A 22262-nucleotide genomic window follows, 5' to 3' on the forward strand; every position below is an offset into this window, starting at 1 on the left:
GAGTCGAGCCACGATGATCCGTACACTCCTGCGTGTACTGGGACACGAGTACGCCACGCCGATGCGTCGCACCCTGGCCATGATGACGGCGACGGCGGCGGTCGAGGGTGTGCTCTACGCGCTGCTGGTTCCGATCCTGCGGGCATTGTTCGGGCGCACACCGGCAGACGCGTGGCCCTGGCTGATCGCCTTCGCGGCAGCGGTCGCGGTCTACGCGGTACTGCGCTACATCAGCGATCTGTCCGGCATGCGCGTCGGGACGACGATGTTGCGCGGCATGTACCACCGGCTCGGCGATCACCTGGCTCGGCTGCCCATCGGGTGGTACACCGACCGCCGGGTCGGAGACGTGTCCGTCATGGCCAGCCGTGGTCTGCTGGCGGCGCTGGGTGTCATGGCGCATCTGCTGGCACCGTTCATCTCCGCTCTGGTGACGCCGCTGACGATCGTCGCCGTGATGCTCGTCCTCGACTGGCGGCTGGGGCTGGCCTCGCTGGTCGCCGTGCCGATCGTGGTGGTCACCCAGGTCCGGACCGCGCGTTCCATGGCCACCGTCGATGCGCAGCGCCACGACCGCGACCACGAAGCCGCCGCGCGGGTCATCGAGTACCTCCAAGCCCAGCCGGTGCTGCGAGCCGGCGGCCGGACCCGCGAACGCTTCGGCCTGCTCGACGACTCGCTGCAGCACGTCGAACGCACGTCCCGCCGCCAGACGCTGTCGATGCTGCCGGGCGCAGTGGGCCTGACACTGACGGTGCAAGCGATCTTCACCGTGTTGCTGGCCCTGGGCACCTACCTCGCGCTCGGCGGGAACATCGGTGCGGCGGAGGTTCTGACGATTCTGGTGCTGGCCGCACGCTGTGCCGATCCGTTGCTGTCGCTGTCGGACATCGGCGCCAAGCTCCGCGGCGCACGTTCGGAGCTGGACAGGCTCGACACCGTGCTGCGCACCGAGCCGTTGCCGGAACCGGACGAACCGATCCGCCCGGAACGACATGACGTGGAGTTCGACGCCGTCACCTTCCGGTACGGCGACCGCACGGTGGCGGAGAACGTGTCGTTGTCCGTGCCCGAGGGACAGCGGATCGCCGTCGTCGGACCGTCGGGCGCGGGCAAAAGCACGTTGTTGCAGCTGCTCGCACGGTTCCACGACGTGGACGCGGGCGCGGTGCGTGTGGGGGGTGTGGACGTGCGCGCGATCGACACCGAGGTGCTGATGGCGCGGATCGCCATCGTCTTCCAGGACGTCTATCTCTTCCACGGCACGATCGAGGAGAACGTCCGCCTCGGCCGTCCCGATGCCTCCGACGCCGAGGTTCGAGCCGCAGCGACCGCGGCACGGTTGGACGAGGTGATCGAGCGACTGCCCGGCGGCTGGGCGGCCGATGTCGGAGAGGGCGGCGCACTGCTGTCCGGTGGTGAGCGCCAGCGTGTGTCGATCGCGCGGGCGCTGTTGAAAGACGCGCCCATGGTGCTGCTGGACGAGGTGACCTCCGCGCTGGACCCGCTGAACGAGGCGGCCGTCCACGAAGGCATCGAACGTCTGATGGCCGGCCGGACGGTGGTGATGGTGGCGCACCGGATGCGGACGGTCCGGCGCGCCGATCGCGTCGCCCTTCTCGACCGCGGGCGGATCATCGCGGAAGGCAGCCATGACGAGCTGCTGAGCCGTGGCGGGACCTACGCCGATTTCTGGAACGTCTCCACGACACCCGTCGCCGGCGACGTCGGCTAGCGGAAGACCGTGTAGGCCACGACCGCGGGCGCGTCGACGTCCAGGGCCCCGGTGTCGCCAGTGAGGATCTCCTCGTAACCGAGCACGCGCCCGTCGTCCGGGTCGAGCAGCAGGACGTGCCGGCGCGCCAGGCCGGTGTCGGTGCCGTCGGCGGCGATCGCCACCGCCTCGCGGTCGGCCCGGTCGGTCGTCTCGCCGAGGTAGGTGACGCCGCCCTGCCCGGCCAGCACGGACAGTTCGGCGCCGCGGGTGGCCGGCGCGACCGGGCGCTCGGCGTGGACGTCGCGGACGGCGCGGAACAGCGCGGTCGTCGCGTCGGTCGGTTCCGGGGCCGCGGACAGCAGCTGTGCACGTAGCGGGCCCGGGGCCGTCGCGAGGTCGGCCGGGTACTGCGACTCGATCCGCCCGGCCGGCACGGTCCGGTCGAGCAGGACGGTGCCGCTGGGATCCGGACGCCCGGCCTCGTCCCAGGCGCGCCGGTAGGCCTCGCCGGGGAACTGCGGCTCGCCGCGGACCTCGCGGAGGTGGATCGAACCGTCGTCGTTGCGGGTGCGCTCCCGCAGCGTTGGCACGACGGCGGTGGTGACGCGTTGCTCGGCTCCCTCGCCCGCCACGGACACGGCCAGCTCCCAGTTCTCGGTGCGGACGGTGGCGTCCGCGGCCTGTCCGCCGGAGCCGGCCGCCGCGTCGGCGAGGCGTCGCAGCACCGGCTCGGCCGGCTCGCCCTGGCCGAGCGCACCGTCCAGCATCGGCGGCGTAGCGGCGTGCACGACCTCGTCCCCCGTCCCGCCGAGGTCGCTGACCACCAGCACCGCGGCGGCCGCCGTGCTCGCTGCCGCCAGCGCGACGGCACGCCAGGTCCGGCGCGGACGAGGCCGCCAGCCCGGGCGCGGGCCACGAGGCATCGGCCGCCGGGTGCGCGCGGACCGGGCGACGACGTCCTCGAGGAGGCGCCGGGCCGCCTCCTGCCGCTGCGCGGGGATGTCACGCTCAGCCGGCGGATTGAGGACGAGGTCCATGCTCGGGCTCATGCCAGATCCAACCCTTCAGGTGTCGAGCCGTGGTGACTCGGTCACGCCGGCGTTCGCCGGAACGGATTCGGTCAGTCGGCGCATGTGCGCATGGGCACGGGCCAGGCGGGATCGTACCGTCCCCACCGGGACGCCCAGCGCCACGGCCGCTTCGGCGTAACTGCGCCCGCCCCAGACGCACAGCGCCAGCACGTCCTGTTCGGCATGCGGCAACCGGCGGAACACGCGCAGGATCTGCTGCATCTGCCGTTCCGCGGCCATGACGTCGTCGCTGGCGTCGCCCTCGATGACGGCGGGTGGCAGCCGCGCCAGCAGCCGGCGGTGCCGACGGACGGCCCGGGTGCTGTGCCGGACGACGTCACTGGTGACCGTGAGCAGCCACGGCAGCACGGTGCCCGGCTCGCCGGTCGTCTCCTCGCGGCGCCGCCACGCCTCGAGGAACACGACGGAGGTGAGGTCCTCGGCCGTGGCCCAGCTTCCGGTCAGCCGGAAACACTGGTTGTAGACGGTCTTCGAGTGCCGGGTGAACAGCTCGCCGAAGGCGGAGGGGTCGCCGTGCCGCGCCCGCGACCAGAGCTGGTCGTCGGGTGGTCCCTCCGCTCGGGTGTTCATGTTCCACCTGGCCGTCCGGGGTGACATCCTTGTCCGTGCCCGCGGCTGCCGTGGCCGGCCATGAGTCGGATCGCACCGTACGCGCCTGGCAAGCGTCGTGCCTCGACGCGAGTGACCAGCCACGCCTCGCCGAGTTCCGGGCCGCCGCCGTGCGGCGCCGACCCGATGACAGCGATCCTACGCACGTCGTCCGTGCTGGTGAAAAGGATCAGTTGTGCGCCGGCCAGCGCATGGACGGCGGCCGGTGGTGATCCGCACGCTCGTGAGCGGTCCTGGCAACCGGAACCGACGCACCGCGCCGTAGGGTCGTGGGCCGTGACCATCGCACTGGACCTCGATCTGCCCGCGCCCGCGCTGACGGCCGCGCTGTGTGACCTGCCGTCGGTCAGCGGCGACGAACGCGACCTGGCCGACGCCGTCGAATCCGCGCTGCGCCGTCACCGGCACCTGACCGTCCACCGGGACGGCGACGCCGTCGTCGCGGCCACCGACCTGGGCCGGCGCGCTCGTGTGGTGGTCGCGGGGCACCTCGACACCGTGCCGGTGGCGGGCAACCTGCCCACCGAGCGCGCCGGCGACGTCCTCTGGGGCCGCGGCACGGTGGACATGAAGGGCGGGGTGGCGGTCGCGTTGCGTCTGGCCGCGCACATCGCCGAGCCGGCCAGCGACGTCACCTACGTCTTCTACGACAACGAGGAGGTCGAGGCCGAGCGCAACGGTCTGGGCCGCATCGCCCGCACCCACCCCGAATGGCTCGACGCCGACTTCGCGGTGCTCATGGAACCGACGTCGGCGGTCGTCGAGGGCGGGTGCAACGGCACGCTGCGGGTCGCGGTGACCGTACCTGGCCGCGCCGCGCACAGCGCCCGCTGGTGGATGGGCAGCAACGCCATCCACGCCGCCGGCGAGCTGCTCGGGCGGCTGCGTGACTACGTGCCGGCCGAGGTCGACGTCGACGGGCTGACGTACCGGGAGGGTCTGAACGCCGTCGGCATCGAGGGCGGCATCGCCGGCAACGTCGTGCCGGACCGGTGCGTGGTGACGGTGAACTACCGGTTCGCGCCCAGCGCCACCGAGCGGGAGGCGTTCGAGCACGTGCGCTCGGTGCTCGACGGCTACCAGGTCGAGCTGGCCGACTCCGCCCCAGGGGCACGGCCCGGACTGGACCGGCCGGTGGCGGCCGCGTTCGTCGACGCCGTCGGCGGCAGCCCGCAGGCGAAGGTCGGCTGGACCGACGTGGCCCGCTTCGACGCGCTCGGCGTGCCGGCCGTGAACTACGGGCCCGGCGACCCGCAGCTGGCACATGCCGACGACGAACGGGTGACCGTGGCCGAGATCGACACCTGCGAGGACCGGATGCGGGGGTGGCTCACCGGCGCCGGGAGAGCCGCGCATTAGCCTGCACGGGTGACAGATACCGACCCACGCGCCGGCCGGACCGCCAAGCACAGCGGACAGGTGGTCCTCCGCGGCTCGCAGTACGAGACCAGCACCACCGATCAGCACCTTCTGGACACCGCGGGATCGTCGGACTGGGTCCGGAACGACCCGTGGCGGGTCATGCGGATCCAGTCCGAGTTCGTCGAGGGCTTCGGCGCACTGGCCGACCTCGGCCCCGCTGTCAGCGTCTTCGGTTCGGCCCGCACCCTGCCGGACGATCCGCACTACGAGCGCGCGGCGGAGCTGGGCGCACGGCTCGTGCACGCCGGCTACGCCGTCATCACCGGCGGCGGGCCGGGAATCATGGAGGCGGCGAACAAGGGCGCGAACCAGGCCGGTGGCGTCTCCGTCGGTCTCGGTATCGAGCTGCCGTTCGAGCAGGGGCTGAACGACTACGTCGACCTCGGCGTGAACTTCCGGTACTTCTTCGCGCGCAAGACCATGTTCGTCAAGTACGCGCAGGGTTTCGTGGTGTTCCCGGGCGGTTTCGGGACGCTGGACGAGCTGTTCGAGGCGCTGACGCTGGTACAGACCCGGAAGGTGACCGCGTTCCCGATCGTGCTGGTCGGCTCGGACTACTGGGACGGCATGGTCGACTGGATCCGCCGGACCCTGGTGGACGCCAAGACGATCGCGCCCGAGGACGCACAGCTGGTCACGCTGACCGACGACCTGGACGAGGTGCTGAACGTGCTCGCCGTGGCCGAGGCGGCGCGGCGTGGCCGCGGGACGGACGGCGAGTGATCGGGGGCGCTCTGAGCACGAGCCCTCGCTGCGCGATCAGGTGACGGTGGCGCCGTGCTGAGTGCTCGGCCGTCACCTGATCATGTCCATCACCTGGACCGAAGATGATCAGGTGACGATCCGGCGCCCACGTCCGCGGAAACGTCACCTGATCATCTCCACAACGGGCACGCACCCATCAGGCCAGGCCGCGGTAGGGGGCGACGGGACGACGGTCGCCGCGCACGGCCGCGACCATGTCCAGGACCTGCCTGGTCGCGGCGACGTCGTGGGCCCGGAACACGCGTGCGCCGTGCCATGCCGAGATCGCGGTCGCGCCGAGCGTGCCCGGCAGCCGCTCACCGACCGGCAGGCCCAGCGTCTCGCCGACGAAGTCCTTGCGGGACAGGCTGACCAGTACCGGCCAGCCGGTGCCGACGAGCTCGTCCAGCCGGCGGGTCAGCTCGAGCGAGTGGTACGTGTTCTTCCCGAAGTCGTGCGTCGGATCCAGCAGCAGGCTCTCCGGCGCGACGCCCAGGCCGGCCGCCCGCTCGGCCAGCGCGGTCGTGTCCCGCACCACGTCGTCGACGACGTCGGCGTAGCGCACCCGGTGCGGCAGCGTCCGCGGCCGCTGTCCTCCGGTGTGGCTGCAGACCAGGCCCGCGCCGTGCTCGGCCGCGACGGCGGCGACCTCGGGGTCCGCGCCGGCCCAGGTGTCGTTCACCAGCTCGGCGCCTGCCTCGCACAGCGCCGCCGCGGTCCCCGCCCGGTACGTGTCCACGCTGACGACGACGTCGGCGAACTTCTCGTGTATCGCCGCCACCAGGTCGGCGGTGCGCGCGATCTCCTCGTCCTCGTCCACGGGCGCGCCGGGCCCGGCCTTGACACCGCCGACGTCGACGATGTCGGCGCCCTCGGCGACAACCTGCTCGACGCGCCGCCACGCCTGCTCGAACGCGAAGGTGGCGCCACGGTCGTAGAAGGAGTCCGGCGTGCGGTTCACGATCGCCATCACGGCGAACTCGCCGGGTCCGAAACTCGACCGCCCGAGGCGCAGTACGCTCACCGCCGCTCCTTCCGCATTCGGTGGCATGGCACGATCAGACCTTATGTTCGTGGTGTTCGTGGTCGTGGCGGCTGTGGTCCTCTTCACTGTCGTCGTGGTGGCCGCCGGTCGAGGGGACGTGCTCGACGCGGACGACGCGCGCGTGCTGCCGCTGCGGTTGCCGGAGCGCGCGCTCGCCCGCAGCGACGTCGACCAGCTGCGTTTCCCGGTCACGGCCAGGGGCTACCGCATGGACGAGGTCGACCGGGTGCTCGACCGGCTCGGCCGTGAGCTGGACGAGCGCGACGCCCGCATCGCCGATCTCGAGGCGAGGGCGGCGCAGGTGACTCCGTTACCGCGCCGGCGCCCCGGCGAGGCTCGCGGCGGCCCCTCGTGATCGTCACCGGGCGACGCACCCGGCGAGATGGTCGTTCACGAGCCCGGCGGCCTGCATGGTCGCGTAGGCCGTCGTCGGCCCGACGAACACGAAGCCGTGTGTCTTCAACGTCTTGGCCAGTGCTTTCGATTCCGGCGTGATGGCGGGAACGTCCTCGAGAGTGTCCGGCGCCGGCCGGTCGGAACCGTCCGGCGCGAACGACCACACCAGCCGGTCCAGCGCACCGTCGCCGCCGGACTCGCGTAACGCCACCAGGGCTCGGGCGTTCGTCACAGCCGCGGCGATCTTCGCGCGGTTGCGCACGATGCCCGGGTCCGCCAGCAGCCGCGCGACGTCGTCGTCGCCGTACGCGGCGACGGTGGCGGGGTCGAAGCCGGCGAACGCGTGCCGGAACGCCTCGCGTTTGCGCAGGATGGTCAGCCACGACAGGCCGGACTGGAACCCTTCGAGCGTCAGCCGCTCGAACAGGGCGGTGTCGCCGTGCACCGGCCTTCCCCACTCGCCGTCGTGGTAGCGGACGTAGTCCGGTGTGCTCAGCGCCCACGGGCAGCGCGGACGGCCGTCCGGGCCGGGCGCCGCCGGACGCGGGGCGGGTTCAGCGGCCATGGAACACCGGCTGCTGCTTGGCGAGGAACGCGCGGACCGCCGCGTGATGGTCCTCGGACTCGCCGCTGGCCTGCATCATCGCGGCCTCGTGCTCGATCGACTCGTCGAACGTGTGCGTCGAGGACACCTCCAGCGCGCTGCGCAGCGCCGCATAGGCGAGCGTCGGACCGGCCGCCAGTTGCCGGGCGAGCTCGAGCGTGCGGGCGAGCACCTCGTCGGCGGGCACGACCTCGGTGGCCAGGCCGAGCTGAAGGGCCTCGTCGGCGGGGACCGTCCGGGGGAAGAACAGCAGCTCGCGAGCTTTCGCCCAGCCGACCAGCCGCGGCAGCGTCCACGACGACCCGGTGTCGCACGACAGGCCGATGCCGGTGAACGCGAGGTTGAAGCCCGCCGTGTCCGCGACGACGCGCAGGTCGCAGCCGAACGCGTACGAGGCGCCGGCTCCGGCGGCGACACCGTTCACGGCGGCGAGCACCGGCTTCGGCATCGTCGCCATCGCCCGGACCGTCGGGTTGTAGTGCTCGCGGACGGTGCCGGCCAGCCCGCCGTCGCCGGACTCCAGGGCGCGGGCGTGTTCCTTGAGGTCCTGGCCGACGCAGAAGGCGCGCCCCGACCCCGTCAGCACGACGGCGCGCGCCGAGGGGTCGTCGGCGGCGGCGAGAACGGTGTCGCGCAGCGCCACCTTCGTCCGGGTGTCGAGGCTGTTCATGGTGTCCGGGCGGTTCAGCGTGATGACGCCGACGGCGTCGGTCACCTCGTACCGGACCGGTGCGTCCGGGCCGTCCTGGCCGTCCAGGTCGGCGAGGTCAGCAGGGTCAGCGGGGTCGTTCGGGTCGTCGGTCACGTGTCTTCCTTCCTGCTCGGCCCGGCGATGGCCAGGCAGTGGTCCACGAAACGCGCCGCAGCCGGCAGCAACCGGCCGGCCTGCTCGTCGAAGAACCGGGCCGCGTCGTCGCCGGGCCAGTCGTCCGGTAGCAGGGTCCGCGGCAGCCCCGGGTCGGTGAAGAGGAACTTGCGCCACTCGTGGACCAGCCGGCTGCGGGTCGCGAACGCCTGCTCGTCCGTCGGCGCGTCGGGCAGGGCGGCCAGCAGCTCCCGCGCCTCGGCGAGCCAGCGCTGGTAGGAGCGGCCCACGGCGTCGAGGTCCCACGCCCGGCGCACCAGCTCGGCGTCGTCGCCCTGGTGGCGCGCGTTGAACCGCTCGGCACGCAGCTTCTCCGCGTCGAGCAGCGAGGACAGCTCCGGTGACGGGCGAGCGGCGATCCAGGTGCCGTCGCCCACCGGCGCGTAGCCCAGGTACGCGAGGCCGTTGCGGATGCGTTCACGTGTGGCACGCTGCGCCGAGCGTTGCGGCACCACCACGTGCCAGCGGCCGTCCCACGAGTCGGCGCCGTCGGTGCGGTAGATCCTGGCAGCGGCTTCGCGGAGCCGCCGGTCGGCGCGCTCGGTCAGCTCGTACCCAGGGGCGCCGCCGAGCCGGACCGGGCGCAACCAGTCCTGCTTGACCATCCGGGACACCGCCGTGCGCACCGCGGGCGCGGCGATGCCCAGCGGTTCGAGCAGGCGCACGAGGGCCGCGACGCGGGCACGGCCTCCACGTGCACGGATGTGGTCGCCGTAGAGGTCGAACAGTGCGGACCGGGCATTCACGTCTGCCATCCTGCCCGACGTCGGCATCCGCCGTCGCGGCCGGAGTGACCGCGGTCTCCCTGCTGCGACCGCGATGCGGGATAATGACCTCATCGTGACGCACACGGGGTCGCCCTCTGGCAATCCAGGGGGCCGTGTGCGCGCTGTGAGGAAGGAAGGGGTGCGCGGATGGCGGCGATGAAGCCGCGGACTGGCGACGGGCCGCTCGAGGTCACCAAAGAGGGGCGTGGCATCGTGATGCGAGTCCCGATCGAGGGCGGCGGTCGTCTGGTCGTCGAGCTCACGGCCGACGAGGCCGGCGCGCTGGGCGAGGCGCTGAATGATGTCGTCGGCTGACGGATCGGTGTCGTGAGCCGTACGAGCTCTGTGAACCGCTCCCGTCCGGCGCCGAGTGGACCGGACGGGAGCGGTGATCGTCGAAGACGTACACGGGTGACGAGGAGTGGGCGTGCCAGCTGAGAGCACCATCCGTCCGACCGAAGTGGTGGCCGACGCCAGGCCGGTGCTGGACGTCGAGGCCGGTACGTTGGCGCTGCCGGTGTGGCCGGAGACGGACCCGGAGTCCGGTGAGTCCGGTGAGGCGGGCGGCCCTGGCGGCCAGAATGGTCCGGGTGGCCCGGCCGGCCCGGCGGGCCCGAGGGTGGGAACCGGCGCCGACGAGGTCGCGAGCGCCCTGGGGCTCGACCTGCCGCTGATCCTCGACCGTGAGAACGCGAAGGGTGAGCCGGGCGAGATCGTCTCCGTGCCCGTCTACGCCGCCGGCCGCGGTGCTGCCAGCGTCGACGGCGAGGTCGACGTCACCCGGGTGCTGCTCGTGGGTGTCGGCGACGGCACGGCCGCGTCGTTCCGCCGCGCCGGCGCCGCCGTGGCGCGTGCCGCCAAGGGGGTCGAGCGCCTGGGCAGCACCGTCACGGCGGGCGCCGACGACGCCCGTGTCCGCGCGTTCGTCGAGGGCGCGGTGCTGGCCACGTACGCCCTCGGCGGGTTCCGCGGCTCCGAGGCCCCCGCGCGGACGTTGCCGTTGGGCACGCTCGTGCTCGCCGGCGACGAGGACCGCTCGACCGTGGTGCGGCTGGCGTCCGCGGTGGCGGAGGCGACGTGGACGGCCCGTGACCTGGTGCACACGCCGTCGAACGTGAAAGATCCGGCGTGGTTGGCCGAGCGGGCACGCCAGCTGGGGTCCGCGCACGGTCTCGACGTCCGGGTGCGCGACGAGAAGGCGCTCGAGGCCGAAGGCTTCGGTGGCATTCTCGCGGTGGGCATGGGCTCGGCGCGGCCGCCGCGGCTGATCGCCATGCGCTACGAGCCCGAGGGCGCCGGCGCCACCACACCGCACGTCGTCCTGGTGGGCAAGGGCATCACCTACGACACCGGCGGGCTGTCGTTGAAGCCGCGCGAGGCCATGGTGCCGATGAAGACCGACATGTCCGGCGGCGCCGTCGTCATGGGCGTGCTCTCGGCGGTGCGTGAGCTCGGCGTGGACGTCCGGGTGACCGGGCTGGTCGCGGCGGCGGAGAACATGCCGGGCGCGTCCGCGCAGCGGCCCAGCGACGTCATCCGGCAGTACGACGGCACCACCGTCGAGGTGCTGAACACCGACGCCGAAGGCCGCCTGGTGCTGGCGGACGCCATCGGGTACGCGGTGGCCGAGCTGGAACCGAGCGTCGTCGTCGACGTCGCCACCCTGACCGGTGCCGCCACCCAGGGCCTCGGGCGCACCCACGCGGCCATGTACGCCACCGGTGACGACCTCGCCGCCGCGCTCACCCGCGCCGGCGACGCCTCCGGCGAGCGGATGTGGCGGCTGCCGCTGGTCGACGACTACCGCTCCGCGCTGGAGTCCTCGGTGGCCGACGTCGCGCACATCGAGACCACGAAGGTCGGCGGCGGCTCCATCACTGCCGCGCTGTTCCTGCAGCGATTCGTCCGTGACGTCGCGTGGGCCCATCTCGACATCGCGGGGGTTGGCCGGGCCGACGCGGATCGCGCCGAGGTCGTCAAGGGCGGCACCGCGTTCGGGGTCCGCGCCCTGCTGTACTGGCTCGAGGAGGGCGTCTCGGTCGCGCCCGGCGGAGCGGGGCGGCCTCGGTGAGAAGCCGGCGGACGGCTTCGCACCCCCGTCGGCTCGGCCGGTAGCTTTTGTCACCTGATCGCGATTTCGTCACCTGATCACCGCCGCGTGAACGATCAGGTGACGCGATGCCGGGTGTGGGGCGCGGGGCGTCACCTGATCGCGTCTCAGCATGCGGATGCGAAATGATCAGGTGACAGCAGGGGCCGGATACGGGCGGCATTGTCACCTGATCATCGGCCGACGCGCTGATGCCGGCGCCCGCGGCACTGACGGCACGTCCCGACGTGGAGGTAGGAGATGTACGGACTGACGGTGCGCTGGTCGCTGGCGCAGGCGCCCGAGGGTGTCGACGCGGAGCTGCGCGAATACGTGCACGGCACGTCGCTGGCGAGGTTCAGCGAGATGGACGGGCTGCGGTTCAAGACCTGGCGCACCCGGCCGGGGGAGTGGTTCGAGGGCACCTACGTCTTCGAGACGGCACAGGCGCGGGACGAGTTCGCCGAGTCGTTCGCCGCCACGGCCGCCGACTCGCCGGGCTCGCGGATGATCGGCTCGCCGCCGATTCTGCAGGAGACGTTCGACGTCGTCGCCGTCGCGGAAGGGAAGGCCGGCTTCGCGGCCGGCCCCGGCCCGGACCCCGCCTAGCCCAAGCCCGCCCTCGCGCCCGCCCTGGCGCCCCGCCCCAGACCTCGCCCGCCCCTCCTGCGTTGATCTTGGAGTTTCGGCTCGCAAGGCCGGCGCCGAGAGCTACAGCGAGCAGGGCAAGAAGGGGCTCAGGACCGGACGTTTCGGTCGCTGGAGCCCGCAAACTCCACGCTCAACGGGGCGGGGCGGTGTGGTTCAGCACGGCGTCGACGACGAGGTCCCACAGCTGCTGCGGCGGCATCTGGTGACCGACGCCCGGCAATGCCACGAGCCGGGCGCCCGGGATCTCGCGCGCCAGCGCTTCACCGTGCGGGAACGGGAGCAATGGATCGTCGGTGCCGTGCATGACCAGCGTGGGCGCCGTGATCTCGGCCAGGCGGTGCCGTACCGGCTCGCCGCCCTCGAGGATCCAGTGGTTGGTCTGGCAGGCCACGATGTCGGTGGTGCGGTCGTACATCCGGCCGGCGATCGTGCGGGCCCGGTCGTCGTCGTACGGGACCGATCCGGCGAACGGCCGTTCACTCTGCACGAGGTGCTCCACCGCCGCCGCCCGGTCGGACCAGTCCGGCTCGGGCGCGTCGTCGGTGAACGCTGCCGAGATGCGCGGTTCCATCGGCGGAAGTTCCGGTGCGTCCGGGCCGTGTGGTCCGTCGGGTGTCGTGGACATCAGCGTCAGCCCGGCCACCCGCTGCGGGTGGAGCACGGCCAGATGCTGGGCGATTCCGCCGCCCATCGAGACGCCCGCGACGTGCGCGGCCGTGATCCCGAACCCGTCCAGGACGGCGAGGGCGTCGGTCACCAGGTCGGTGCCGCTGTAGCCGGGCGCGCCGGGCGGGTAGCTGGTGGAACGGCCGGTGTCGCGGTTGTCGTAGCGGACGACGTAGCGCCCGCCCGCCGCGAGGCGCTCGCACAGCTCGTCCTCCCACCAGTCCATGGACGCGGCAGCGCCGGCGACGAGCAGGATCGGCGGGTGGGACGGGGTGCCGAACGCCTGGGCGCACAGCGTCGCGTCGCCGGACGGCAGCAACGTTTCGTCGGATCGGGGGATGTCAGCGGACGTGGTGGGCTCGGTCATGGCGGCCTCCTATTGAATATGAAGAAGATGCTACAGTTTCTGTAGTACTCATGGAAGTGGTGGTTTCCGCATGAGCGTCCGCAGGCGCTACGGCCAGGGCTGTCCCGTCGCGCACGCGCTGGACATGATCGGCGAGCGGTGGGCTCTGCTCGTCGTCCGCGAACTGCGGCTGGGCGGGCGCCGGTTCAGCGACCTGCAGGAGGCGCTGCCCGGCGCCGGTCCGACCGTGTTGTCCCAGCGGCTGCGTGACCTGGAAAGCGTCGGCGTGCTGCGGCGGCGCACGCTGCCGTCGCCCGCCAACGCGCGGATCTACGAGTTGACGGACTGGGGTGCCGAACTGGAGCCGGTGTTCCGGGCGCTGGCGCGGTGGGGTGCGCGGTCACCGATCGTGCCGCTCGAGGGTCCGATCAGTTCCGACTCGATGATGCTCGGGTTGCGGACGTTCTTCCCGTCCACGGTGGATCCTCCGTGGTCGGCGACGTACGAGGTGCGCATCACCCGATCCGGGTCCGGCGGTCCGGAGGGCGTCGACGGGGGCGACGCTGACGGCGTCGACGGTGCGGGTTTCGACTCGTACGTCGTCGAGATTCTGGACGGACGGCTGCAGCGGCTGGCCCGGGACGTGCCCAGCGGTGCTCCGGACATCGTCGTCAGTGCGAGTCGCGACGCCCTCAAGGCCGTGCTGGACGGCACGGAGTCCGCGGCCGCGGCCGTGGCCGCCGGACGGATCGACGTGGCGGGCGACGTCGAGACGGTGCAGCGCCTCGCCGACGCGAGCCGCAGCCTCCCGCCCGCCGCCTCAGCGCGTTGATCTTGGAGTTGTTCCGGGTATCGCGTCCGGAATGTCCGATAGATGAACGAAGAACTCCAAGATCAACGCGAGGCGGGGGTGGCGGAGGGCTCGAGGCGGATGATGACCGACTTGGACGCGGGCGTGTTGCTGACCTCGGCGGTGTGGTCCAGCGGCACCAGCACGTTCGTCTCCGGGTAGTAGGCCGCCGCACAGCCGCGGGCGGTGGGATACGCGACGACGCGGTAGCCCGGCGCGCGGCGCTCCTGGTCGGACCACTCGCCGACCAGGTCGACGGTGGTGCCGTCGGCGATGCCCAGCTCGCGCAGGTCGTCGGGGTTCACGAACACGACGTGCCGGCCGTTCCGGATGCCGCGGTAACGGTCGTCGAGCCCGTAGATCGTGGTGTTGAACTGGTCGTGCGAGCGGATGGTCTGCAGGATGAGCCGCCCCGGAGGCAGCCGCAGCACCTCGAGCTCGTTGGTCGTGAACCGGGCCGCGCCGTCGGCGGTGGGGAAGGTGCGCGAGTCGCGCGGCGGGTGTGGCAGCACGAACCCGCCGGGCTCGGCCACCCGCCGCTCGAAGTCGTCGAAGCCGGGCACGACCCGCGAGATGCGCTCGCGGACGCGCGCGTAGTCGGCGCCGAACTCCTCCCACGGTGTCGGGTCGCCCGGCCCGAGCACTCGGCGCGCCAGCCCGCAGATGATCGCCATCTCGCTGCGCAGCTCGTCCGATGCCGGCGGCAGGGTCCCGCGGGAGGCGTGCACGGCGCTCATCGAGTCCTCGACGGTGACGAACTGTTCGCGTCCGTCCTGCCGGTCGACCTCGGTGCGGCCCAGGCACGGCAGGATGACCGAGCGCCGCCCCGGCAGTGTGTGCGACCGGTTCAGCTTGGTCGACACGTGCACGGTCAGCGGGACCGACCGCATCGCCCGCGCGGTCGCCTCGCTGTCCGGGGTGGCGGTGGCGAAGTTGCCACCCATCGCCATGAAGACGCCGACCCGACCGTCGCGCATCGCGCGGATCGTGTCGACGGTGTCCAGCCCGTGCCGCCGCGGCGGCGAGAACCCGAACTCGGCCTCCAGTGCGTCCAGGAACGCCGCGGGCGGCTTTTCCCAGATGCCCATGGTGCGGTCGCCCTGGACGTTGCTGTGTCCGCGGACGGGGCAGGCGCCGGCTCCGGGCAGGCCGATGTTGCCGCGCAGCAGGAGGAAGTTCACGATCTCGCGGATGGTGGGCACCGACTTCTTGTGCTGGGTGAGGCCCATGGCCCAGCACACGACGACGCGGTCAGCGGCGAGGACCTCGTCGACGAAGCCCTGCAGCGCCTCGTCCGGCAGACCCGTCGCCGTGCGCACGTCGTCCCAGTTCAGCTCCGCCCATGCCGCGGCCGACCGGTCGAAGCCGGTGGTGTGCTCGCGGATGAACGCGTGGTCGAGCACGTCGCCGCGGGCCTCGTCGGCCGCGACCAGCAGGTGGTTGACGGCCTGGAAGAACGCCAGGTCGCCGCCGAGGCGCAGCTGGACGAACAGGTCGGACAGCAGCGTCCCCTGGCCGACGACGCCGCGGACGGTCTGCGGGTTCCGGAACGTCTGCAGCCCGGCTTCGGGCAGCGGGTTGACGGCCACGATCCGCGCGCCGCGCCGCTTCGCCTGTTCGAGCGACGTGAGCATGCGCGGGTGGTTGGTGCCCGGGTTCTGCCCGACGATGACGACGAGGTCGGCGTGGTCGGTGATGTCCTCGAGCGAGACGCTGCCCTTGCCGACGCCGAGCGTCTCGGACAGTGCGGCGCCGGACGACTCGTGGCACATGTTCGAGCAGTCCGGCAGGTTGTTCGTGCCGAACGACCGGGCGAACAGCTGGTAGCAGAACGCGGCCTCGTTGCTGGTGCGCCCGGATGTGTAGAAGACGGCCTCGTCCGGGCTGTCCAGGGCGCGCAGCTCGTCGGCGATCAGTCCGAGCGCGTCGTCCCACGACACCGGGCGGTAGTGGTCGTCGTCGGTGTCGCGGAGCATCGGGGTGGTCAGCCGGCCCTGCTGACCGAGCCAGTGGTCGCTGTAGCCGGCCAGCTCACTGATCGGGTGCTGGGCGAAGAACTCGGGGCCGGCCCGCCGGACGGTGGACTCCTCGGCGACGGCCTTGGCGCCGTTCTCGCAGAACTCGGCCAGGTGCGGTTTGCCCGGCTCGGGCCATGCGCAGCCGGGGCAGTCGAACCCCCGCTGCTGGTTGACCAGACGCAGTGTCTTCACGCCACGACGGACCCCGGACTGTTCGAGTACGGACTTGAGTCCGTGGACCACGCCGGCGGCCCCGGCGGCGCTGCGCTTCGGCGCGCCGACCCGGAGCTCGTCGTCGTTGTCGTCGCGCCGGGGAGGCGGTGTCGTCATGTACTGACGGTAGTACTTGCGGGCACCCTTTCCCATGATCATCGGCACTTTGCCGCTCATGTGGCGGACAAGTGCCGATGATCATGGGAAACGGCTGGTCGAAAACCGGATGAGACCGACGTGCGCCTGCCACTACGATGCCGGTCGATCCACTCGGTGAGGCCCGGGGTGAAGCCCGGGAGTGAACGGAAGGAGGCGACGACGATGGCTGTCCGGTTGATGTCGCGCGCCTCCGACGGCGCCGCCAGCGCCCCGTTCCGTCCGCCCGCCGGCTGATCCGCGCACTCGTCCCGGCGGGCGCCTCCCGGTCAAGGAGACCATCCGCCATGCACGAGCAGGAGAACTTCGCCCGCATCCGCCGTCGCGGCAACCGCCGCGAAGACGACACCCGGTACGACCTCGACGCGGCCTTCGCCGAGTACGCCGCGCGTTTCGGCCAGGACACCGCGTCCGAGGCGGTGCCGCACGCCGCGTCCGGCGCCGCACCGGACGATCCGCCGCACGGGGACCGCTGGTCCACGTGGGACCACTCGACCGCCGGCGAGCGCGGCCCGCTGCCGCGACCGGAGTGGGTCGTCACCGAGCTGGCCGCCGTCGACACCGAGCTCGGCGTCCTCAAGACCGGCAAGGAGGCCGACGTGTTCCTGGTCGAACGCGGCGTCCCGGACACCGGCCCGGCGGTGTTGATGGCGGCGAAGCGCTACCGCGACCCACAGCACCGGATGTTCCACCGCGACTCCGGCTACCTCGAGGGCCGGCAGGACAAGGAGTCGCGGGTCAATCGTGCGATGGCCAAGCGCACCGCGTTCGGCAAGGAGGTGATCGCCGGGCAGTGGGCGAACGCGGAGTTCGCCGCGCTGAGCCGGATGTGGTCCGGCGGGGTCGCCGTGCCGTACCCGGTGCAGATCGTCGGCACCGAGCTGCTGATGGAGTTCGTCGGCGGCGACGACGGCGCGGCGGCGCCCCGTCTCGCGCAGCTGCGTCCGTCGCCGCCGGAGCTGACCGAACTGTGGGACCAGCTGCGCGGCAACCTGTCGCTGATGGCCCGCGAGGGCCTGGCTCACGGGGACCTGTCCGCGTACAACATCCTGGTCCACGACGGCCGGCTGGTGATCATCGACGTGCCGCAGATCGTGGACGTGATCGTCAACCCGAACGGCCCGGCGTACCTCGAACGCGACGTACGCAACGTCGGCAACTGGTTCGTCGCCCGGGGCCTGGACTCCGGCCGGGTGGACGAGCTCGCCGCGGACCTGCTTCGGGACACGCGTCCACGCTGAGCGGACTACCGTGGGTTCATGGGGCAGATGACCACCCGGCGCCCGGTGCTGCGGCTGCGGTCCGGGCGGGCGGCGCAGCGGCCGGACACGCTGGCGGTCGAGGAGCCGTTGGTGGTGCGCGTCGCGGGCGAGACCCTCACCACCACCATGCGCACACCGGGCCACGACTTCGACCTCGTGGCCGGATGGCTGGTCGGTGAGGGCGCCGTCGCCGACAAGGCGGACATCGCCGGCATGAAAGAGTGCGTCGACGAGGACAACACCGTCGACGTCGCCCTCGCCGAGGGCGTCGCGCCGCCGCGGCCGCGTGCGTTCGCGACGACCAGCGCCTGCGGCGTCTGCGGGGCCGACCGGGTGAGTGACGTGCACGCGGCGCTGCGCTGGCCGCTGTCCGGCGACCTCACCCGCGTCGACCTCGCCGCCGTGTCCGCGCTGCCGGAGCTGATGCGCGCCGAGCAGCGGGTCTTCGACCGCACCGGTGGCCTGCACGCCGCGGGCCTGTTCGACGCCTCCGGCCGGCTGATCGTGACGCGTGAGGACGTCGGCCGGCACAACGCCGTCGACAAGGTCGTCGGGGCGGCGCTGCGCTCCGGGCGGCTGCCGCTGGCCGGGCACGTGCTCCAGGTCAGCGGACGGGCGTCGTTCGAGCTGGTGCAGAAGGCGGCGGCCGCGGGCGTGCCGATGCTCTCCGCCGTGTCCGCGCCTTCGAGTCTCGCCGTCGACCTGGCCGACGAGTGCGGGCTGACCCTCGTCGGGTTCGTCCGTGCCGGCGGCATGAACGTCTACACGCACCGCCAACGCGTCCGCACCGGCCCGTGAGACGCTGGCCGCGGCGCCCGGGGGAGCGCCGAGGGCCACGCTCCGGTCACGGCTCCCGTCACGACGTGGACGGCACCCAGTAGCGCAGCTTGCCGTTGCGCTCGTCCTCGAACACCCCACCGGCGCGTTCGATGACCTTGCGTGAGGCGACGTTGCCGGTGTCGCACGTGACGAGGAACGGGTCGATACCCAGCTCGGCCGCCCAGGGCCGGGCCTGGCGCAGCATCTCGGTGGCGTGCCCCTGCTGCCGGGCGGACGGGCGGACGTCGTAGCCGACGTGCCCGCCGTAGTCGCGCAGCCACGGGGTCAGCCGGTGCCGGATGGACAGCCGGCCGAGGAAGATCTTCCCGTCGACGAACCACAGGTGCGTCGAGGGGACCATGCCGCGGGAACGCACCGCGGCGTCGTGCTCGTCGTCGAGCTGGCGGCTGACGTACGTGGCGAAGCCTTCCGGCGTGACCATGTCGGCGAGCTGCAGGTCATCGAGCCAGCGGGGCTCGTAGCCGGGCTCTCCGACGGCCTCGAGCCAGGAGTCGTGAACGTCGACGGTGGGACGGACGAGAGTGGGCACGTATCAATATTGCCCCGGCGCGGCGGTGATCAGGCGCCGAATCGCGACTATTGCTGCGCGAGTCACCCGCGGCGCCGCGGAGTCACTGCGGACGCTTGACCGCGACCAGCATCCCGTCGCTGACCGGCAGCAGCGCCGGCATCAGCCGCTCGTCCTCGCGCACGGTGCGGCACAGCTCACGGATCGTGACCGTCTCGGGGTCACGCTGGGCCGGGTCGGCCACCCGGTCGTGCCACAGTGCGTTGTCGAAGGCGACGACGCCGCCCGGGCGCAGCAGCCGCAGCGCCTGGTCGAGGTAGTCGCCGTACTCCGCCTTGTCGGCGTCGCAGAAGACGAGGTCGTAGGCGCCGTCGGTGAGGCGCGGCAGAACCTCGAGCGCGGCGCCGGCGATCAGCCGCACCCGATTCGCGGCGAACCCGCCCTCCGCGAACGCCTCACGGGCCAGGCGGTGATGCTCCGACTCGATGTCCACACTGGTCAGTACGCCGTCGTCGCGCATACCCGCGAGCAGGTACAGCCCCGAGACGCCGGCCCCGGTCCCGATCTCGACGACCGTGCGTGCCTCCAGGGTCGCGGCGAGCAGGCGCAGTGCGGCCGCGCCGCCCTGACCCACCGGCACCGCGCCGACCTCGGCGGCGCGCTGGCGGGCGCGGGCGGCCGCCTGGTCCTCGTCCAGATAGGCCTCCGCGTAGGCCCACGACTCCGGCGTGATGGCGGTGGTGCTGCCCGTAGAAATGACGGCCTCCTGCGAGTGTCCCGGCATGCCCGGCGAATGTGTCACCGCCGAGCTTAGAGCGTTCCGGGGCGCTGCGGTCGAGTGCGGCATGCCGGAATCCGTGCCGGCGTGGAACCCGCGGGCGGGTCCGGCGCGTTGACTGCGCAGGAACATCGGGGGACGGATCGGTGGTTTCCCTGATTGGCCGGGAAAGGAGCGATGAGTCACGATGGTGACAACGCTCGTGTCGACGAGCCCTGTCGAGGGAGGTCCCCTGGTGGCCGATGCGGATACCGCAGCTGCGTGGACGCCGCCCAGCTGGGAGGAGATCGTCCGCCAGCACTCGGCGCGGGTGTACCGGCTCGCCTACCGGCTGACCGGCAACGCCCACGACGCCGAGGATCTCACCCAGGACGTGTTCGTCCGGGTGTTCCGGTCGTTGTCGTCGTACACGCCGGGGACGTTCGAGGGCTGGCTGCACCGCATCACCACCAACCTGTTCCTCGACACCGTCCGGCGCAAGCAGCGCATCCGCTTCGACGCGCTCGCCGACGACGCCGCCGAACGCCTCCAGGGCCGCGAGCCGACACCCGAACGCGCACTGTCCGACCGGATGCTCGACGCCGACATCCACCATGCTCTGGACGCGCTGCCGCCCGACTTCCGGGTCGCGGTCGTGCTGTGCGACGTCGAGGGTCTGTCGTACGAAGAGATCGCCGCGACGCTGGGCATCAAGCTCGGCACCGTCCGCAGCCGCATCCATCGTGGCCGGGCCCAGTTGCGGGCGGCGCTGGAGCACCGCGCGCCCGACGACGCCAGTGGTCTCGACGTCAGTGGTCTCGACGCCAGTGGTCTCGACGGCGACACCGGGCAGCCGGGAACCCCACGTGGTCACGGGGAGCCGGCATGAGACACCTCGACGAGCGGATCAGCGATCTCGTCGACGACCGGCTCGAGCACGACGAACGCGACCGCGCACTCGTCCACCTGACCGAATGCGCCACCTGCCGTGACGCCGTCGAGTCCGAGCGGCACGCCAGGAACGCGCTGCGTTCGCTGCCCGACACGGAACCGTCGGAGCAGCTGGTCCAGAACCTGCTCGCGCTGGCCGAGCCGGGCGAGCCGCTGCCGCCCGAACCGCCCCAGGGCACCGGTCTGTCCGCGCCGGTGGCGAACTGGCGCCCGCGCGGCTCGCGGCCACCGGCGGGTCCTGCCGACGGCCGTCCCGGACCGCAACGGCGCACGTCCCGGCGCACCCGCACGGTCCGAGTGGCCGCGCTGGGCATGTGCACCACGGGCGCGATGCTCGTGGTGTTCGCCGCGCTGGGCGGGCAGTCCGGAACCACCGAGCCGCCGGCGACGCCGGCCAGCGTGGTCCCGCCGATGGAGGACTTCACGTTCGAGCACGCCCGCTCCACCGGCGGGCTGCCGTTCGTCGAGTCGGCATCTCTGCTGGTGGGCAACGTCGGCAACACCGGATCCACGGGGGCCGGCTGGTGATCCACCACCGGTGGGCGGCACCGGGCGGCTCCGGCGGCCTGGCCGCGATGGTTCTGCCGGTGCTCGCCGTCCCGATGCTGGTCAGCGCGCTGGCCGTGTTCATCCCCGCACCGACGGCGACGCCACTGGACATCGGGGACGACCCGCGCGCCGTCGAGCTGCTGCACCAGTCGGCCGGCGCCGGCGAGCAGGTCTCCTACACCGGAACCCAGTACGTGTCCACGTGGTCGGCGCTGACGAAATCGGCCACGTCCACCAGCGCCATCGTGCAGGTCCGCCACGCTGCGGGCGGCGAGACCGAGGTCGGCCTGCACAACGAGCAGTCGGCCATCCTGCAGGGCCACAGCACCACGAACTGGCTCGCCGGCGACGACCCGGTCGACCTGCTGCTGGACGCGTACAACGTGCGGATGGCCGGAACCGCGACGGTTGCGGGGCGCAGCACCGACGTGGTGGAGGCGCGGCGCTCGGACGGCAGTGTCGCGGTGCGGTTGTGGCTGGACCGTGAGACCGCGCTGTCGCTGCGCCGCGAGTCGTTCGCGCGCGACGGCTACCCGCTCGGGGCCAGCGCCTTCGTCGACATCTCCATCGGCGGCGCGGACATGTGCTGCGAGTTCGAGACCGCCGGCGACACCGAGACGCTAGACCCGGACACGTCGATGCTGCGGTGGTCGGACATCGAGCGGCTGCGCGACGAGGGTTGGCACTGCCCGCCGACGCTGTCCGGCGGCATGGTGCTGTACGAGGCGCGGCGGCTCGGCGACGCGGTCCAGCTCAGCTACTCCGACGGCGTCATGACGGTGTCGGTGTTCCAGCAGCCCGGACGTCTCGACCGAGAGCAGCTCGACGGTTACACCGCCACCGAATACGGTGACGGTCTCGTCTACACCCGTCCGGGGCCGCCGGCCCGGCTGACCTGGTCCACCGGCGAGCACGTCATCACGGTGGTGGCCGAGGCGCCGATGCACATGGTCGAGGTCCTCATCGACCGGATGCCGCCGGAGCGGGTGAGCGAACCCGCCGAGAAGGACGACGGCCTGTTCGACCGGATCGGCCGTGGTGCGCAGCGCGTCGGCTCCTGGCTGAACCCGTTCGGCTGAACGCCCTTCGGCTCGGACCCGTCGATCGAACCGCGCACACAGCGAGCGCGGAGAGCGAGCGCGGCGG

23 protein-coding genes are annotated in these 22262 nt (G+C 72.3%); 13 read left to right on the forward strand and 10 right to left on the reverse strand.

What is annotated here, in order from left to right:
• Positions 1-13 precede the first annotated feature (13 nt).
• Positions 14-1735, forward strand: coding sequence for an ABC transporter ATP-binding protein (locus tag CLV30_RS16435; RefSeq protein ID WP_106538315.1), 1722 nt, complete (start codon positions 14-16; stop codon positions 1733-1735).
• On the opposite strand, the gene CLV30_RS16440 is transcribed toward CLV30_RS16435, so the two are convergent.
• Positions 1732-2766 carry a CU044_5270 family protein gene (locus tag CLV30_RS16440; protein ID WP_129711069.1) on the reverse strand — a complete coding sequence of 345 codons (1035 nt, stop codon included), beginning with the start codon at positions 2764-2766 and terminating at the stop codon, positions 1732-1734. The genes CLV30_RS16435 and CLV30_RS16440 overlap by 4 nt on opposite strands.
• A gap of 15 nt (positions 2767-2781) precedes the next feature.
• Entirely contained in the window at positions 2782-3378 is a 597-nt protein-coding gene (locus CLV30_RS16445; RefSeq protein ID WP_106538317.1) for an RNA polymerase sigma factor, read from the reverse strand.
• Between the two features lie 315 nt (positions 3379-3693).
• Between CLV30_RS16445 and dapE the strand changes: the two genes are divergently transcribed.
• Positions 3694-4776, forward strand: a complete 1083-nt coding sequence (gene dapE, locus CLV30_RS16450; protein ID WP_106538318.1) for a succinyl-diaminopimelate desuccinylase — start codon at positions 3694-3696, stop codon at positions 4774-4776.
• A 9-nt stretch (positions 4777-4785) separates the two neighbouring features.
• Complete coding sequence (locus tag CLV30_RS16455) at positions 4786-5562, forward strand: LOG family protein (protein WP_106538319.1); 777 nt, start codon at positions 4786-4788, stop codon at positions 5560-5562.
• A gap of 178 nt (positions 5563-5740) precedes the next feature.
• On the opposite strand, the gene folP is transcribed toward CLV30_RS16455, so the two are convergent.
• Positions 5741-6634, reverse strand: a complete 894-nt coding sequence (folP, locus tag CLV30_RS16460) for a dihydropteroate synthase (protein WP_106538320.1) — start codon at positions 6632-6634, stop codon at positions 5741-5743.
• Between folP and CLV30_RS16465 the strand changes: the two genes are divergently transcribed.
• Entirely contained in the window at positions 6633-6983 is a 351-nt protein-coding gene (locus CLV30_RS16465) for a DivIVA domain-containing protein (protein WP_205741003.1), read from the forward strand. The two genes, folP and CLV30_RS16465, sit on opposite strands and share 2 nt — an antisense overlap.
• A gap of 3 nt (positions 6984-6986) precedes the next feature.
• On the opposite strand, the gene CLV30_RS16470 is transcribed toward CLV30_RS16465, so the two are convergent.
• The 3 genes from CLV30_RS16470 to CLV30_RS16480 are packed head-to-tail and all read right to left on the reverse strand — an operon-like array spanning position 6987 to position 9239.
• The gene (locus CLV30_RS16470; RefSeq protein WP_106538322.1) at positions 6987-7589 is read right to left on the reverse strand and encodes a DNA-3-methyladenine glycosylase I; all 603 of its coding nucleotides are present in this window, start codon (positions 7587-7589) and stop codon (positions 6987-6989) included.
• A complete protein-coding gene (locus CLV30_RS16475; RefSeq protein ID WP_420842008.1) occupies positions 7579-8385 on the reverse strand; it encodes an enoyl-CoA hydratase/isomerase family protein in 807 nt (268 codons plus the stop codon). The genes CLV30_RS16470 and CLV30_RS16475 overlap by 11 nt, the downstream gene beginning before the upstream one ends.
• 44 nt (positions 8386-8429) lie before the next feature.
• The gene (locus tag CLV30_RS16480; protein WP_106538376.1) at positions 8430-9239 is read right to left on the reverse strand and encodes a PaaX family transcriptional regulator; all 810 of its coding nucleotides are present in this window, start codon (positions 9237-9239) and stop codon (positions 8430-8432) included.
• A 168-nt stretch (positions 9240-9407) separates the two neighbouring features.
• Between CLV30_RS16480 and CLV30_RS16485 the strand changes: the two genes are divergently transcribed.
• From CLV30_RS16485 to CLV30_RS26565, 3 genes are all read left to right on the forward strand, one after another.
• Positions 9408-9575 (forward strand): DUF3117 domain-containing protein, encoded by a 168-nt coding sequence (locus CLV30_RS16485; protein ID WP_106538323.1) that lies wholly within the window; start codon positions 9408-9410, stop codon positions 9573-9575.
• Between the two features lie 112 nt (positions 9576-9687).
• Complete coding sequence (locus CLV30_RS16490; protein ID WP_205741005.1) at positions 9688-11331, forward strand: leucyl aminopeptidase family protein; 1644 nt, start codon at positions 9688-9690, stop codon at positions 11329-11331.
• 279 nt (positions 11332-11610) lie between these two features.
• Positions 11611-11958 carry a hypothetical protein gene (locus CLV30_RS26565; RefSeq protein ID WP_165358701.1) on the forward strand — a complete coding sequence of 116 codons (348 nt, stop codon included), beginning with the start codon at positions 11611-11613 and terminating at the stop codon, positions 11956-11958.
• A gap of 172 nt (positions 11959-12130) precedes the next feature.
• On the opposite strand, the gene CLV30_RS16500 is transcribed toward CLV30_RS26565, so the two are convergent.
• Positions 12131-13033 (reverse strand): alpha/beta fold hydrolase, encoded by a 903-nt coding sequence (locus tag CLV30_RS16500; protein ID WP_106538324.1) that lies wholly within the window; start codon positions 13031-13033, stop codon positions 12131-12133.
• A gap of 70 nt (positions 13034-13103) precedes the next feature.
• On the opposite strand from CLV30_RS16500, the gene CLV30_RS16505 reads away from it, so the two are divergent.
• Complete coding sequence (locus CLV30_RS16505; RefSeq protein WP_106538325.1) at positions 13104-13844, forward strand: winged helix-turn-helix transcriptional regulator; 741 nt, start codon at positions 13104-13106, stop codon at positions 13842-13844.
• Between the two features lie 62 nt (positions 13845-13906).
• Here CLV30_RS16505 and CLV30_RS16510 read toward each other — a convergent pair whose 3' ends face one another.
• Positions 13907-16210, reverse strand: a complete 2304-nt coding sequence (locus tag CLV30_RS16510) for an FdhF/YdeP family oxidoreductase (RefSeq protein ID WP_106538378.1) — start codon at positions 16208-16210, stop codon at positions 13907-13909.
• 326 nt (positions 16211-16536) lie between these two features.
• Between CLV30_RS16510 and CLV30_RS16515 the strand changes: the two genes are divergently transcribed.
• Both CLV30_RS16515 and fdhD read left to right on the forward strand, forming a co-directional pair.
• Complete coding sequence (locus CLV30_RS16515; RefSeq protein ID WP_106538326.1) at positions 16537-17490, forward strand: serine protein kinase RIO; 954 nt, start codon at positions 16537-16539, stop codon at positions 17488-17490.
• Between the two features lie 18 nt (positions 17491-17508).
• Positions 17509-18309 (forward strand): formate dehydrogenase accessory sulfurtransferase FdhD, encoded by an 801-nt coding sequence (fdhD, locus tag CLV30_RS16520; protein WP_205741006.1) that lies wholly within the window; start codon positions 17509-17511, stop codon positions 18307-18309.
• 58 nt (positions 18310-18367) lie between these two features.
• On the opposite strand, the gene CLV30_RS16525 is transcribed toward fdhD, so the two are convergent.
• Together CLV30_RS16525 and CLV30_RS16530 are read right to left on the reverse strand one after the other, a co-directional pair.
• The gene (locus CLV30_RS16525; RefSeq protein ID WP_106538327.1) at positions 18368-18880 is read right to left on the reverse strand and encodes a GNAT family N-acetyltransferase; all 513 of its coding nucleotides are present in this window, start codon (positions 18878-18880) and stop codon (positions 18368-18370) included.
• 82 nt (positions 18881-18962) lie between these two features.
• Positions 18963-19643 (reverse strand): O-methyltransferase, encoded by a 681-nt coding sequence (locus CLV30_RS16530; protein ID WP_106538380.1) that lies wholly within the window; start codon positions 19641-19643, stop codon positions 18963-18965.
• Between the two features lie 181 nt (positions 19644-19824).
• On the opposite strand from CLV30_RS16530, the gene sigE reads away from it, so the two are divergent.
• From sigE to CLV30_RS16545, 3 genes are read left to right on the forward strand one after another with little or no spacing between them, the layout of a single operon-like run.
• The gene (gene sigE / locus CLV30_RS16535) at positions 19825-20505 is read left to right on the forward strand and encodes an RNA polymerase sigma factor SigE (RefSeq protein WP_106538328.1); all 681 of its coding nucleotides are present in this window, start codon (positions 19825-19827) and stop codon (positions 20503-20505) included.
• Positions 20502-21095 carry an anti-sigma factor family protein gene (locus CLV30_RS16540; RefSeq protein WP_106538329.1) on the forward strand — a complete coding sequence of 198 codons (594 nt, stop codon included), beginning with the start codon at positions 20502-20504 and terminating at the stop codon, positions 21093-21095. Before sigE ends, CLV30_RS16540 begins: the two co-directional genes overlap by 4 nt.
• Positions 21092-22195, forward strand: a complete 1104-nt coding sequence (locus CLV30_RS16545) for a sigma-E factor regulatory protein RseB domain-containing protein (protein WP_106538330.1) — start codon at positions 21092-21094, stop codon at positions 22193-22195. Before CLV30_RS16540 ends, CLV30_RS16545 begins: the two co-directional genes overlap by 4 nt.
• The last annotated feature ends 67 nt before the right edge of the window (positions 22196-22262 follow it).

This window comes from Haloactinopolyspora alba, from assembly GCF_003014555.1.
In the GTDB taxonomy this organism is placed as follows: domain Bacteria; phylum Actinomycetota; class Actinomycetes; order Jiangellales; family Jiangellaceae; genus Haloactinopolyspora; species Haloactinopolyspora alba.

Coding starts and splice junctions, on each gene's coding strand:
- CLV30_RS16435 (WP_106538315.1), top strand. CDS start 14: ATGATCCGTACACTCCTGCGTGTACTGGGACACGAGTACGCCACGCCG.
- CLV30_RS16440 (WP_129711069.1), bottom strand. CDS start 2,766: ATGAGCCCGAGCATGGACCTCGTCCTCAATCCGCCGGCTGAGCGTGAC.
- CLV30_RS16445 (WP_106538317.1), bottom strand. CDS start 3,378: ATGAACACCCGAGCGGAGGGACCACCCGACGACCAGCTCTGGTCGCGG.
- CLV30_RS16465 (WP_205741003.1), top strand. CDS start 6,633: ATGGCACGATCAGACCTTATGTTCGTGGTGTTCGTGGTCGTGGCGGCT.
- folP (WP_106538320.1), bottom strand. CDS start 6,634: ATGCCACCGAATGCGGAAGGAGCGGCGGTGAGCGTACTGCGCCTCGGG.
- CLV30_RS16470 (WP_106538322.1), bottom strand. CDS start 7,589: ATGGCCGCTGAACCCGCCCCGCGTCCGGCGGCGCCCGGCCCGGACGGC.
- CLV30_RS16485 (WP_106538323.1), top strand. CDS start 9,408: ATGGCGGCGATGAAGCCGCGGACTGGCGACGGGCCGCTCGAGGTCACC.
- CLV30_RS26565 (WP_165358701.1), top strand. CDS start 11,611: ATGTACGGACTGACGGTGCGCTGGTCGCTGGCGCAGGCGCCCGAGGGT.
- CLV30_RS16500 (WP_106538324.1), bottom strand. CDS start 13,033: ATGACCGAGCCCACCACGTCCGCTGACATCCCCCGATCCGACGAAACG.
- CLV30_RS16505 (WP_106538325.1), top strand. CDS start 13,104: ATGAGCGTCCGCAGGCGCTACGGCCAGGGCTGTCCCGTCGCGCACGCG.
- CLV30_RS16510 (WP_106538378.1), bottom strand. CDS start 16,210: ATGACGACACCGCCTCCCCGGCGCGACGACAACGACGACGAGCTCCGG.
- CLV30_RS16515 (WP_106538326.1), top strand. CDS start 16,537: ATGCACGAGCAGGAGAACTTCGCCCGCATCCGCCGTCGCGGCAACCGC.
- fdhD (WP_205741006.1), top strand. CDS start 17,509: ATGGGGCAGATGACCACCCGGCGCCCGGTGCTGCGGCTGCGGTCCGGG.
- CLV30_RS16530 (WP_106538380.1), bottom strand. CDS start 19,643: ATGCCGGGACACTCGCAGGAGGCCGTCATTTCTACGGGCAGCACCACC.
- sigE (WP_106538328.1), top strand. CDS start 19,825: ATGGTGACAACGCTCGTGTCGACGAGCCCTGTCGAGGGAGGTCCCCTG.
- CLV30_RS16540 (WP_106538329.1), top strand. CDS start 20,502: ATGAGACACCTCGACGAGCGGATCAGCGATCTCGTCGACGACCGGCTC.